The organism is Phenylobacterium zucineum HLK1 (assembly GCF_000017265.1).
GTDB classification, from domain to species: domain Bacteria; phylum Pseudomonadota; class Alphaproteobacteria; order Caulobacterales; family Caulobacteraceae; genus Phenylobacterium; species Phenylobacterium zucineum.
Genome location: NC_011144.1, coordinates 519064 through 531352, shown reverse-complemented (window position 1 = coordinate 531352; position 12289 = coordinate 519064). Strand labels below are relative to the sequence as shown.

Here is a 12289-nt window from a genome sequence, read left to right as displayed (position 1 = left end):
CGCTGCCGGATCATGTCACCAGCGCCGCTCGAACCGGCGCCGCAGCACGATGGCGACGAGGTTCATGACGATCATGAAGACGAGCAGGACGATGATCGCCGCCGCCGTCCGTTCGTGGAACGCGCGCTCGGACGCGTTCTCCCAGATGAACACCTGCACCGGCAGCACGGTGGCCGCGTCGGTGAAGCCGGCCGGCACGCCGGGCACGAACGAGACCATGCCCACCATCAGCAGCGGCGCGGTCTCGCCCAGGGCGTGGGCCAGCGACAGGATCGAGCCGGTCATCACCCCGGGCATGGCCAGCGGCAGGACGTGGTGGAACACCGTCTGGGTCTTGGATGCGCCGACCCCCAGGGCCGCCTCGCGGATCGAGGGCGGCACCGCCTTCAGCGCCGAGCGGGTCGCGATGATCACCGTCGGCAGGCTCATCAAAGCGAGCACCAGCCCGCCGACCAGCGGCGAGGAGCGCGGGACCGCCAGCCAGTTGATGAATACCGCCAGGCCGAGCAGGCCGTAGACGATCGACGGGACCGCGGCGAGGTTGTTGATGTTCACCTCGATGACGCTGGTCCAGCGGTTCTTGGGCGAGAATTCCTCGAGATAGACCGCCGCCAGCACGCCGATCGGCACCGACAGCAGGGCGGTGACCAGCAGCATCATGGCCGAGCCGACCACGGCGCCGAGGACGCCGGCCTGTTCGGGCTCGGTGGAGTCCGAGCGGGTCAGGAAGCCGGTGTTGAAGCCCGAGGAGACCAGGCCCTGGTCCTGCAGCCGGTCGAGCCAGGCGATCTGCTGGTCGTCCAGCTTGCGATCTTCCTGGGCCAGCTCGGCGTCGACCGCGCCCTTGTAGTAGAGCCCCGCATCGGCGCGGACGGAGCCCTCGACGGTCACCGTCTGGCCCACGACCCCGGGATCGGCCCGGACCTTGTCCAGCAGCTGGAAGCCCAGGTCGGTGGACAGCAGCTGCATCGCCTTGCCCGACAGCGTGCCGCGCGCATCGTCCTGCTCGCCCAGCCTGGCCAGCACGGCGTCGGCCACCAGCAGGTCATAGTTGGCGCCCATCGGATCGGCGGGGTCCACCCGGGCGGGGTCCACATAGACCGGCACGCTGATCCGGTAGTCGAGGAAGGCCGTGTAGCCCTGGGTCACGATCCGGCCCAGCAGCACGGCCAGGAACGACAGCGCCGCGATGATCGCCAGGCGTCCGTACCAGCGGAAGCGCGCCTCGCGGGCCCGCCTGGCCTTCAGCCGGGCGGCCACCGCCGCGCGCAGGTCGGCGGGCGTCGGACCCGCCTTCGGAAGGGCCGCGTCAGTCATACTGTTCCCGGTACCTCTGCACGATCCGGAGCGCGATGACGTTCAGGATCAGCGTGATGACGAAGAGCGTCAGGCCGAGGCCGAAGGCCGACAGCGTCTTGGGGCTGTCGAATTCCTGGTCGCCCGTGAGCAGGGTGACGATCTGCACCGTGACCGTCGTGACCGTGTCGAGCGGGTTCAGGGTCATCCGGGCCTGGAGCCCCGCGGCCATGGTCACGATCATCGTCTCGCCGATGGCCCGCGAGACCGCCAGCAGCAGGGCGCCCATGATGCCCGGCAGGGCGGCCGGCATGACCACCTTCTTGATCGTCTCGGACGGGGTCGCCCCCATGGCCAGGCTGCCGTCGCGCAGCGACTGGGGCACGGCGTTGATGATGTCGTCCGAGAGCGAGGAGACGAAGGGGATCAGCATGATCCCCATGACCGCGCCGGCCACCAGCGCCATCTGGTTCTGCACCTGGGTGAGATAGACGCCGAGGTCGTGCAGCGGCCCGCCCACGAGCTGCGCGCCCAGGCCGTTGAAGAAGCCGCGGAACAGGGGCCCGACCGTCAGCGCCGCGAAGAAGCCGTAGACCACCGTGGGCACGCCCGCGAGGATCTCCAGCATCGGCTTGACGATCGCCCGGGTGGGCCGGCTCGCGTATTCCGCCAGGTAGATCGCCGAGAGCAGGCCGATCGGCGCGGCCACGGTCATGGCGATGATCATGATCAGGAAGGTGCCCACGAACAGCGGCACCGCGCCAAACGCCCCGGACGTGGCGTACTGGTCCGAGCGCATGGCGATCTGCGGATCCCACTCGGTCCCGAACAGGAACTGCAGCGGCGGCACGGCCTGGAAGAAGCGGACGCTCTCGAACGCCAGCGACGCGACGATGCCCACGGTCGTCAGGACGGCGGCCACCGAGCAGGCCACCAGCAGGGCCGAGGTCCAGCCCTCCACCCGCTCGCGGGCCCGGAACTCGGGCCGCACGCGGCGGTAGGCGAAGAGGAAGCCGCCGACGGCGAGGATCAGGGCCAGGCCCACGGCCGCGCCGCGCAGGGTCATGTCGGTCCGGGCGGCCTCGCGCGCCTCGGCCTCGAGCGCCTCGCGCACGTCGGGCGCATAGAGGGTCTCGCTGGGGGCGTAGCCGCGCCCGATCGCCAGGGCGTCGTGGAAGAACACCGCCCGCGCCTGGGGCTCCAGCGCCTGCACGGCGGCGGGAGCCTCGGCCTCGACCATGGCGGCGGAGACCCGCGGTCCGAAGGCGGCGTGCAGCAGCAGCACCGCCGCAGCCGGGGCGGCGACCCACAGCATGACGTAGGCGCCGTGGTAGCCCGGCCGGGAATGCGCCCGCGCGCCCGGACCCTGGCCAGCGGCTTGGGCGGTGAGCTTGCGGCGGCCGAGCACGTAGGTGACGGCCGAGAACAGGACGAGCGCCGCCAGGACGGCCCAGGTGATCATGGATCGCTCTTACAAAGCCGCGCCACGGCGCTTGCCGGTTCAGCGTGGGCGAGACTGCCCGCGCCGCGCTGCCCCATTGCTACATTTTGATGACAGTTTCACGACGGTCCCCGGCCGCGGGCGCCGCCGCGGCGACCCGTTCCGGCAGATAGGCGGTGAACGTCGTGCCCGCGCCGAGGGCGCTTTCCACCGCCAAGCCGCCCCGGTGCCGGTTGACGATGTGCTTCACGATCGCGAGACCAAGGCCGGTCCCGAGACGCTCGCCGCTCTTCTGCCCCTCGACCCGGTAGAACCGCTCGGTGAGGCGCGGCAGGTGCTCGCGCGCGATTCCCGGGCCCTGGTCGGTCACGCGGACGACGCCGTAGGTCTCGCCGGTGTGGTCGGGCGTCAGCAGCGACAGGCGCGAGGCCTCGGGACGCACGCCGGCGGCGGCGGCCTCGGCGGTCCGGCCGGCCTCGATGGCCACGCGCACCGTCCCGCCCGGCGCGGAGTATTTCAGGGCGTTGTCCACGAGGTTCTGGATCACCTGGACGATCTGGTCACGGTCGCCCGTGACCGGCGCGGCGTCCGCGGGCGGGCCCGAAACCTCCAGCTTCACGCCCTTCTCACGGGCGATGGGCCCGACGGCGTCCATCACGTCGGCGACGGCGTCCGCCAGCTCCACGGCCTGGCTCGGGGCGATATGCTCGTTCAGCTCGATGCGGCTCAGCGACATCAGGTCGTCGATCAGCCGGCGCATCCGCTCGGCCTGGGCCTGCATGATGGTCAGGAACCGCTCCTGCGCCCCCGGGTCGCTGCGGGCGTGGCCGCGGAGGGTCTCGATGAACCCCGAGAGGGACGCCAGGGGCGTGCGCAGCTCGTGGCTGGCGTTGGCCAGGAAATCGGCCCGGGTCCGCTCCACCTGCCGCAGCTCGGTCTCGTCCCGGAACGACACCAGCGCCAGGTGCGAGCCGTCCAGCGACAGGCCCATGGGGCGGACGATGGCGCGGAGCACGCGCGACTGGACGCCGCCCGTCTCGTAGACCGACTCGCCGTCGCGGGCGGCGAACAGCGCCTCGTCCACCGTCTCCAGCAGCTGGGGATCGCGCAACACGCTGACCAGCACGCCCTCGCTCCGCTCGATGCGGAACAGGGTGCGCGCGGCGCTGTTGGCGAAGACGTACCGGCGACCGGTCAGGTCGTCGGGCTCGGCCGCCGAGACCACCAGGATGGGATCCGGCAGGGCGTTGATGAGCGCGGCGTACGGCGGCGCCTCGCCCGAGGCCCGGTCGCGCTCGGGAGCCAGGGCCTCGGCGTCGGCTTCGGCCCGGCGGTCGGCCTGGATCAGCACCAGCGCGGTGGCGGCCGCCACGAAGATCAGCGCCGCGACGGCGCCCGCGGCGTCGACCCGCTGCAGGGCCGCCAGGGCGCCGATCGCCACGAGCCCCGCCGCCCCGGCCGCCACGATGGGCCAGAAGGGGCTTTCGCGCCTGCGCGGCGGCGCCAGCGGCGAAGGCGGCTGCAGAAGCGGCAAGGCGAATCTCCGTGGAAGGACTCTTCAGCATCCGCAAGCGTGTGTCACGGCCATGACAGCCTAGCTGCGCCTCGCGCGTTATCAGCCAAAGCCGCCGTCGCGGCGCACGGAGTTCCCATGTCTGAGACTGAGATCGAATCCCTGCGCGACGCCCTCGCCGAACAGGCCGAGCTCCAGCGGGAAACCGACCACCGGATCAAGAACAACCTGCAGCTGATCGGCTCGCTGGTGCTCCTGCAAGGGCGCCGGACCCGGGACGAAGCCGCCCGGCAGGCGTTGCGGGCGGTGCAGCAGCGCATCGCTGCGGTCAGCCTCGCCCACCGCCACATCCGTCGCGAAGGCGGCGCCGAACGGGTCGAGCTCTCGGGCCTGCTGCGCGAGCTCGCCAGCGACCTGGCCGCCGGCGCGGGGCGGGAGGACATCGAGATCGCCATGGACCTGGAAGCCGCCGACGCGCCCGCCCGGGTCGCGGCCCCGCTGGCGCTGATCGCGAACGAGGCCCTGGTGAACGCCCTCGCCCACGCCTTTCCCGATGGGCGGCGCGGCCGGGTCTCGCTGTCGCTCCGCAAGGCGCCCGAGGGGCTGGAGCTCGCCGTCGCCGACGACGGCGCGGGCGCCCCCGAGGCGGCGGCGGACGGCTTCGGCCGGACGATCATCCAGCTCATGGCCCAGCAGCTCCGCGCGCCGCTGCAGGTCACCCCGGCGCAACCGGGGACGCGGATCGCCGTTAGCGTGCCCGTGGATCGGGCGGAGCCTTAGCGAGACATGGACGGATCGAACGTCGCCAACCTGGTCGGTACGGGGGCGGCCCTGTGCTCCATGACCAGCTTCGCCCCCCAGATCGTGAAGATCTGGCGCGAGCGGGACGCCTCCTCGGTGTCGCTTCGGATGTACGTGGTCACGGTGACCGGCTTCACCCTCTGGATCATCTACGGGGCGCTGATCGGCAGCTGGCCGGTGATCGGCTCCAATGTGGTCTGCCTCACCATGTCGGCCACCATCCTGGCGCTGAAGTGGCGGTTCTCGCGCACGGGGGACGTCAGGGCCTAGCCACGCGCGGCGCCGGGCCGTAAGTCCTCCCCCGGGCCCACGCTCGGGCCGGAGCGGACGGAAGCGGCGAATGGACCAGCGGCTGGCGGCGGCGCAGGCGGCCCTGAACGGCGGGCGTGCGGCCGAGGCCGTCGGACATCTCACGGCCCTGCTCAACGACGCCCCGGACCAGCCGCTGGGCGTCTACCACACCCTGGCGATCCAGCTTTACCGCGCCGGCCGCTACGACGAGGCCGAGCGCTGGGCGCGCCAGGGGCTCGAGCGGCATCCGCGCGCCGCCGACCTCATGAACCTGCACGGCGTGCTGCTCCGCCGGCTGGGGCGGCCGGCCGAGGCGGCGGCGGCGCTGGCCGCCGTGCTGCGCCTGCAGCCCAAGAACACCTCGGCGATGTCCAACCTCGCCAATGTCCATCTGGACCGCGACGACCCCGCCGCCGCCGAAGCGGTGCTGCTGCAGCTCGTGCGCCTGGAGCCGAAGAAGGCCGAGCACCACCGCCTGCTCGGCCGCGCCCTCCTGCGCCAGGGACGCCACGATCCCGCGCTCGCCAGGTTCCGGCAGGCAATCCTGCTGGAGCGGACCAATCCGAACACCTGGCTGGACCTGGCCGGCCTGCTGATGGAGCTGCGCCGCAACGACGAGGCCGTCGAGACGATGGCGCGCGCGGCCGAGCTGTTCCCGACCGAGCCCAAGTTCCGGCAGGGGCCGGTCATCCTGCTCCGCCGCGAGGGCCGCGTCGCCGAGGCCGAGGCCGTGCTCGCCAAGGCGCTGGAGGCCGACGAGCGCCAGGCCTGGGCGCACCGCGAGCTGGGCGGGCTCTACGCCGACACCGACCGCGAGCGGGCCAACCGCCACCTGCGGCGGGCCCTGGAGCTGCAGCCCGACGACCTGGACAATCTGTTCGCCCTCGCCGAAAGCCTCCAGCGCTCACGCTACGGGGACGAGGCCGCGCACATCGAGGAGGCCTATCAGGTGCTCCGCCGCGCGGCCCTGCCGCGGACCCTCAGCGGGCTGCAGAAGAAGATCGCGGCCGAGATCTTCCTGCGGGTCGGCGACCATGCGGCCGTCGACGCCCTGGGCTCGCTGTCGGACCTCGGCCGGGCCTTCGCGGGCGCCGGCCTGCACAGCGGCTTCATGAACCTGGCGGCCCGCGTGCGCACCCCCCAGGACCGCCGCGACCTGGTCGAGTTCCACCGCCAGTGGGGCCAGCGCGTGGAGGCCCTGGCCGCGCGCGAGCCGGTCACGACCCAGGCGGCCCCCGCCGGCCGGACGAAGCTGCGGATCGGCTTCATGTCGTCGGACCTGCGGGCCCACCCCGTGGGCTTCTTCGCCATGCCGCTGTTCCAGCACTACGACCGCGAGCGCTTCGAGGTCTATTGCTACTCGTACAAGCAGGGCGAGGCCGACCGGGCCCAGAAGATGATCGAATCCCTGGTCGACGCCTTCCGCTGGCGGCCGAACATCAGCGACCGCGACGCGGCCCAGATGATCGCCGACGACCAGCTGGACATCCTCATCGAGCTGGGCGGCTCGACCCACATGAACAAGCTGGAGGTGATGGCCTACAAGCCCGCGCCGCTGGCCGCGAGCTGGCTGGGATACGCCAACTCCGCCGGGCTCTCGACCATCGACTTCCTCGTCCTCGACCCCTTCATGCAGCCCGCCGATCCGGCGCTCCTGATCGAGAAGCCGCTGCTGCTGCCCGACTGCTGGTACGCCCTGGCCGAGGGGGTCTACCGGGACGAGCCGGCGGTGGAGACGACCGCGCCGGTCGAGCGGAACGGCTTCGTGACCTTCGGCACGGCGAACAACCCCTACAAGTACAATCCCGACGTGCTGCGGACCTGGGGCCGGATCCTGGCTCGCACGCCGAACTCCCGCTTCCTGTTCATCCGTCCAGAGGGCGGCTCGGAGAGCTTCCGCCGGCACATGACCGCCGCCTTCGCCGCCGAAGGCGTGGCGCCCGAGCGCATCCTCTTCGAGCCCGTCCGCGGCCAGCACCTGCCGCACTACAACCGCCTCGACATGTCGCTGGACACCTTCCCCCAGACGGGCGGCACCACGACCTGCGAATCCCTCTGGATGGGGGCGCCGGTGGTCAGCCTGGTGGGCGAGGCCCTCTACGAGCGGCTCAGCTACTCGGTGCTGAACAACATCGGCCTGGGCGACCTCTGCGCCGAGACGGTGGCCGGATACGAGGAGACCGCCTGCGCCCTGGCCGCCGATCCGGCCCGCATCGGCGAGCTGCGCCGCACCCTGCGTGCGCGCATGCAGGCCAGCCCGCTGGGCCGGACGAAGCCGTGGGCGACGGACTTCTTCGAGGCGGTAGCCAAGGCGGTCGCCCAGGCGCGGGCCTAGAACGCACCGTCTAAGCGGCCGTGGCGTGCAGCAGGCCCGCGGCGCGGATCTCGTCGTAATAGGCCACGCAAGCGTCCCAGAACGCCGCCTCCTCCCCCGCCGCGAAGGGTGCGGGCTCGCTGTTGGCCCGCGTGCGCGGCTCGGGAAACTCGGTCTGGGGGTGCTCGACGACCTCGCAGGCCATGCCGGTGCGGGCGCGCACCTCGGCGGCCACGCGCCGGGCGAAGGCGCCGACCGGCTCCACGAATCCAGAGGGGCGGAACGCCAGGTCCGCGCCCGGCGCCGCCTCAAGCATCGCCCGCACGGCCGCGGCATAGGCCCGGGCCAGCAGCGGGACCGGCAGGTGGTCACGGACGTAGGCGGGGGTCCGGATCTCGGCCGCCCGGCCCTCGGTCCAGGCCTGGAACAGGGACCAGACGATCCGCCCCTCCTCGTGCGGGCCGAACGGCGAGGGGATCACGAACTTGCCGAACGCCAGCCCGGCGGCGTGCGCCAGCTCGCGCTGGGCCGCGTTGGTCAGGGCCTTGGAGAGGCCATAGGGGCTGGCCGCCGCCTCGCCGCCGCCCTCGCCCGTCTCGAAATAGGTGCCGGTCGCCAGCAGGGCGCGGCCGCCGGCCGCGGCGAAGGCGGCGATGGCCTCCGGCACGCCGGCCATGTTGCGCGCGAAGCCCGCCTGCGGATCGTAGTCCGGGCTGCGGTAGCCGGGTATGTCCGCGGCGTGGTGGGCGAGGATCGTGGGCCGCGCCTGCGCCAGGAGGGCCCGGAAGGCGTCCGACTCCACCGGCGCCTCGAACACCCGCTCGGCGCAGGCGGCGAGGCGCTCCACCCGCCTGGCGCGCAGGCCCGCGTAGTCGCCGGCCGCGCGGCGCAGCGGCGCCACCACCAAAAAGCCCTCGTCCGCCAGCGCCTGGGCGATCCAGAGGCCCGTGAACGAGCTCGCGCCGGTGAGGACGACCGTGGTCATGCCCGGTAGTCGGGGTAGGTCCGGTCGCGGTCCGAGATCAGCGCCGGGACGGCGGGCCAGTCGATGCCGAACGCCGGATCGTCCCAGCGGACGCCCGCCTCGCGCCCGGGCCGGTAGGCGGGGGCGATCTGGTAGAGCACGTCGGTGTCGGGCTCCAGCGTCAGGAAGCCGTGCGCCACCCCTTCGGGGATCAGGAGGGCGGTCATGGTCTCGGCGCAGAGCTCGACTGCGGTCCACCGGCGATGGGTCGGACTGTCGGCGCGCAGGTCCACCGCCACGTCGAAGACCCGGCCGCGCACGACGCGCACCAGCTTCACCTCTCCGTGGGGCGCGGGCTGGTAGTGCAGGCCGCGCAACGTGCCCGCGTGCGGGTTGCGCGACAGGCTGGTCTGGGCCGGGACGAACGGGACGCCGGCGGCTGCGAATTCTTCCGGACAGTGCAGGCGGGCGAAGCCGCCCCGCTCGTCGGCGCGCGGCTCGGCCTCGACGCGGACCACGCCCGGGATGGCGGTGGCCTCGAAGCGCATCAGTCCAGGACCTGGGTCCGGGGCGAGGCGACCACGAAGCGGCCGCCCCAGTCCCGGATGAAGGCCAGCTGGCCCATGATCTCGTCCTTCAGGTTCCAGGGCAGGATCAGGACGTAGTCGGGCCGCACCTCGGCGACCTTGTCGGGGGCCAGGATCGGCACGTGGCTGCCGGGCAGGTAGCGGCCCTGCTTGGCCGGGTTGGCGTCGAAGGCGCAGACGATGTCCGACGCCGTGGCTCCGCAGTAGTTCAGGAAGGTGTTGCCCTTGGCGGCCGCGCCGTAGGCGGCGATCTCCTTGCCGTCCCAGCGGGCCTGCTCGAGGAAGGCGCGGAAGCTCTCGCGCACCGCCTCCACCCTGGGCGTGAAGCCGGCGTAGGTCTCGATCCGGCCGAGGCCCGCGGCCGCCTCGTCGGCCCGCAGCGCCCGCAGGGCGTCGGTCTCCGCGTGACCCGAGGAGCGCAGCGCGCAGTAGAGCCGCAGCGAGCCTCCGTGGGTCGGCAGGCGCTCCACGTCGAACGCCATCAGGTCGTGCGCCGCCAGCACCTGCTCCACCGCCAGCAGCGACAGGTAGCTGAAGTGCTCGTGGTAGATGGTGTCGAACTGCACCTGCTCGATCAGGTTCAGGAGGTGGGGAAACTCGAACGTCAGCACGCCTTCGGGCTTCAGCACGTGCCGGAAGCCGGCCACGAAGCCATTGATGTCCGGCACGTGGGCCAGGACGTTGTTGGCCGCCATGAGGTCGGCGCGGTCGCCGCGGGCCGCCAGCGCCTGCGCGGTCTGCTCGTTGAAGAAGACGGTCTCGGTGCGCACGCCCTTCGCCCGGGCGGCCTCGGCGGTGTTGGCGGTGGGCTCGATCCCCAGCACCGGCACGTCCATCGCCACGAAGTGCTGCAGCAGGTAGCCGTCGTTGCTGGCCACCTCGATCACCAGCGACTCCGGGCCCAGACCGAATCGCTCGGCCATCGCCTCGGCGTAGCGCCTGGCGTGCGCCACCCAGCCGGCCGAGTACGAGGAGAAGTAGGCGTACTCGGCGTCGAAGATCGCCTCGGCGGGCACCACGTCGTCCGCCTGCACCAGGAAGCACCGACCGCAGACGCGGGTGTGCAGCGGATAGGTCCCCTCGGTCCCGGCCTCCAGCTGCTCGCGGGTGAGATAGCTGTTGGCCAGCGGCTGGAGACCCAGGTCCAGGAAGGTCTGGGTGAGCGGGGCGCGGCAGAAGCGGCAGGCGGGCGTTGCGGTCATGGGCGGGCTTCGTAGGCCGCGATCTGCTCCCGGCACAAGGCGAGGGCAGGTTCGCCGGCGGCGCGCCGGCGGTGCCACTCCATGGTCAGCGCCACGGCCTCGGGCGCATCGAGCCGGCTTTCGAAGCCGATCGCCGCCTTCGCCAGGGTGGCGTCGATCGCCAGCGACTTCGCTTCCAGCGAGAAGGGATCGCGCACGTGCCGCCAGGGCTTGGCGCCGAGAGCCTCGACGGCGGCGCCGGCCAGCTCGCCGACGGTGACGGTGGGCCCGCCGGGCCGCGGCCCGAAGTTCAGCGCCCTGGGGGCCTGCGGATCGGTCGCCAGGGCCTCCAGGTGGCGGAAATAGCCGGCCAGACAGTCCAGCACGTGCTGCCAGGGGCGCGTCGCCTCCGGGTGGCGCAGCACTACGGGCTCGCCCGCCTCGGCCGCACGGACGATGTCGGCCATCAGACGGTCGCGCGAGAAGTCCCCGCCGCCGATGACGTTACCGCCGCGCGCCGTTCCGACGGGCACGCCCTGGGTCTCGAAATAGCTCTGGGCGAAGCTCTTCACGACGATCTCGGCCGCCGCCTTGGACGCCGAATAGGGGTCCTTGCCGCCCAGCGGGTCCTCTTCGCGGAAGGCGCGGCCGGTTTCGGCGTTGGCGTAGACCTTGTCCGAGGTGACCACGAGGACGGCCTTCAGCTCCTCCTCGCTGCGCAGCGCCTGCAGGAGGTGGGCCGTCCCCATGACGTTGCTGGCGAAAGCCCCGACGGGATCCTCGATCGCCGTGCGGACGATCGCCTGGGCCGCCATGTGCAGCACGAGGTCGAACTTGCGCTCGCCCAGGGCGCCGGCGATGGCGTGCGGATTGCGCAGGTCGACCAGCCGGGAGCGGACAAGGCCGCCGACGCCGGCCAGCTCGAACAGGCTGGGCTGCTGGTCCGGCGGCAGGGCCACGCCCGTCACCTCGACGCCCATGGCGGTCAGCCAGATCGCCGCCCAGGAGCCTTTGAAGCCCGTGTGGCCGGTCAGCAGGACCCGCTTGCCGGCCCAGAAGTCGCGGTTCACCGGCGCCACGGCGCCTCGCCCGAAGCCCAGAGCGCCTCCAGGTGGTTCTTGTCGCGCAGGGTGTCCATCGCCGCCCAGAAGCCGTCGTGGCGGTAGGCCATCAGTTCCCCGTCGCGGGCCAGGCCCTCCAGCGGCTCGTTCTCCCAGGTGGTGGCGTCGCCGGCGATGCGCGAGATCACCTCGGGCTGCAGGACGAAGAAGCCGCCGTTGATCAGGCCGTTGTCGCCCGGGGGCTTCTCGGTGAAACGCTGGACCTGCCCGGCCTCGATCTCCAGGGCGCCGTAGCGCCCGGGCGGGGCGACGGCGGTGATCGTCGCCGCCTTGCCGTGCCCGCGGTGGAAGGCCGCCAGGGCCTTCAGGTCCACGTCGGCAAGGCCGTCGCCGTAGGTGAAGAAGAACGGCTCGCCGGGATCGAGATAGCGCGCCACCCGCTTCAGCCGTCCGCCGGTCATGGTCTCGGCGCCGGTCTCCACCAGCGTCACCCGCCAGGGTTCGTGGTTGGTCGCGTGATACTCGATGGCGCCCTTGTCCAGGTCGACCGTGATGTCGGCGTGATGGAGCACGTAGTTGGCGAAGTACTCCTTCACCACATAGCCCTTGTAGCCCAGGCAGACGATGAAGTCGTTGAAGCCGTGGTGCGAGTACAGCTTCATGATGTGCCACAGGATGGGCCGGCCGCCGATCTCGATCATCGGCTTGGGCTTCAGGTGGCTTTCTTCCGAAATCCGCGTGCCGAGGCCGCCGGCCAGGATCACCGTCTTCATCTCAAGGCACCCTTCGCGCCGCCCCCGTAGCGCCCCAAGCACGTCCCTGGGCGCAGTCGTGACCTCT

At 72.1% G+C, this 12289-nt stretch carries 11 protein-coding genes; 3 read left to right on the top strand and 8 right to left on the bottom strand.

Going from position 1 to position 12289, the window contains the following annotated elements; genetic code table 11:
* Window positions 1–15 precede the first annotated feature (15 nt).
* From pstA to PHZ_RS02715, 3 genes are all read right to left on the bottom strand, one after another.
* Complete coding sequence (gene pstA / locus PHZ_RS02725; RefSeq protein ID WP_012521066.1) at window positions 16–1317, bottom strand: phosphate ABC transporter permease PstA; 1302 nt, start codon at window positions 1315–1317, stop codon at window positions 16–18.
* Window positions 1310–2758 carry a phosphate ABC transporter permease subunit PstC gene (gene pstC / locus PHZ_RS02720; RefSeq protein WP_012521065.1) on the bottom strand — a complete coding sequence of 483 codons (1449 nt, stop codon included), beginning with the start codon at window positions 2756–2758 and terminating at the stop codon, window positions 1310–1312. Before pstC ends, pstA begins: the two co-directional genes overlap by 8 nt.
* A gap of 79 nt (window positions 2759–2837) precedes the next feature.
* Entirely contained in the window at window positions 2838–4271 is a 1434-nt protein-coding gene (locus tag PHZ_RS02715) for a sensor histidine kinase (protein WP_012521064.1), read from the bottom strand.
* A 117-nt stretch (window positions 4272–4388) separates the two neighbouring features.
* Between PHZ_RS02715 and PHZ_RS02710 the strand changes: the two genes are divergently transcribed.
* The 3 genes from PHZ_RS02710 to PHZ_RS02700 all read left to right on the top strand — a co-directional run bounded on the left by PHZ_RS02710 (window position 4389) and on the right by PHZ_RS02700 (window position 7677).
* Complete coding sequence (locus tag PHZ_RS02710) at window positions 4389–5030, top strand: sensor histidine kinase (RefSeq protein WP_049758113.1); 642 nt, start codon at window positions 4389–4391, stop codon at window positions 5028–5030.
* Between the two features lie 6 nt (window positions 5031–5036).
* Window positions 5037–5321, top strand: a complete 285-nt coding sequence (locus PHZ_RS02705) for a SemiSWEET family sugar transporter (RefSeq protein ID WP_012521062.1) — start codon at window positions 5037–5039, stop codon at window positions 5319–5321.
* A 70-nt stretch (window positions 5322–5391) separates the two neighbouring features.
* The gene (locus PHZ_RS02700) at window positions 5392–7677 is read left to right on the top strand and encodes a tetratricopeptide repeat protein (RefSeq protein ID WP_012521061.1); all 2286 of its coding nucleotides are present in this window, start codon (window positions 5392–5394) and stop codon (window positions 7675–7677) included.
* A gap of 10 nt (window positions 7678–7687) precedes the next feature.
* On the opposite strand, the gene PHZ_RS02695 is transcribed toward PHZ_RS02700, so the two are convergent.
* The 5 genes from PHZ_RS02695 to rfbF are packed head-to-tail and all read right to left on the bottom strand — an operon-like array spanning window position 7688 to window position 12222.
* On the bottom strand, window positions 7688–8641 hold the full coding sequence (locus PHZ_RS02695) for an NAD-dependent epimerase/dehydratase family protein (protein ID WP_012521060.1): 954 nt from the start codon (window positions 8639–8641) through the stop codon (window positions 7688–7690).
* A complete protein-coding gene (locus tag PHZ_RS02690; RefSeq protein WP_012521059.1) occupies window positions 8638–9168 on the bottom strand; it encodes a dTDP-4-dehydrorhamnose 3,5-epimerase family protein in 531 nt (176 codons plus the stop codon). The genes PHZ_RS02695 and PHZ_RS02690 overlap by 4 nt, the downstream gene beginning before the upstream one ends.
* Window positions 9168–10409 carry a class I SAM-dependent methyltransferase gene (locus PHZ_RS02685; RefSeq protein ID WP_012521058.1) on the bottom strand — a complete coding sequence of 414 codons (1242 nt, stop codon included), beginning with the start codon at window positions 10407–10409 and terminating at the stop codon, window positions 9168–9170. Before PHZ_RS02685 ends, PHZ_RS02690 begins: the two co-directional genes overlap by 1 nt.
* The gene (gene rfbG, locus PHZ_RS02680; protein ID WP_012521057.1) at window positions 10406–11467 is read right to left on the bottom strand and encodes a CDP-glucose 4,6-dehydratase; all 1062 of its coding nucleotides are present in this window, start codon (window positions 11465–11467) and stop codon (window positions 10406–10408) included. Before rfbG ends, PHZ_RS02685 begins: the two co-directional genes overlap by 4 nt.
* Window positions 11455–12222, bottom strand: coding sequence for a glucose-1-phosphate cytidylyltransferase (gene rfbF, locus PHZ_RS02675; protein ID WP_012521056.1), 768 nt, complete (start codon window positions 12220–12222; stop codon window positions 11455–11457). The genes rfbG and rfbF overlap by 13 nt, the downstream gene beginning before the upstream one ends.
* Window positions 12223–12289 lie beyond the last annotated feature (67 nt).

Coding starts and splice junctions, on each gene's coding strand:
- PHZ_RS02685 (WP_012521058.1), bottom strand. CDS start 10,409: ATGACCGCAACGCCCGCCTGCCGCTTCTGCCGCGCCCCGCTCACCCAG.
- PHZ_RS02695 (WP_012521060.1), bottom strand. CDS start 8,641: ATGACCACGGTCGTCCTCACCGGCGCGAGCTCGTTCACGGGCCTCTGG.
- PHZ_RS02710 (WP_049758113.1), top strand. CDS start 4,389: ATGTCTGAGACTGAGATCGAATCCCTGCGCGACGCCCTCGCCGAACAG.
- PHZ_RS02690 (WP_012521059.1), bottom strand. CDS start 9,168: ATGCGCTTCGAGGCCACCGCCATCCCGGGCGTGGTCCGCGTCGAGGCC.
- pstC (WP_012521065.1), bottom strand. CDS start 2,758: ATGATCACCTGGGCCGTCCTGGCGGCGCTCGTCCTGTTCTCGGCCGTC.
- rfbF (WP_012521056.1), bottom strand. CDS start 12,222: ATGAAGACGGTGATCCTGGCCGGCGGCCTCGGCACGCGGATTTCGGAA.
- PHZ_RS02700 (WP_012521061.1), top strand. CDS start 5,392: ATGGACCAGCGGCTGGCGGCGGCGCAGGCGGCCCTGAACGGCGGGCGT.
- PHZ_RS02705 (WP_012521062.1), top strand. CDS start 5,037: ATGGACGGATCGAACGTCGCCAACCTGGTCGGTACGGGGGCGGCCCTG.
- pstA (WP_012521066.1), bottom strand. CDS start 1,317: ATGACTGACGCGGCCCTTCCGAAGGCGGGTCCGACGCCCGCCGACCTG.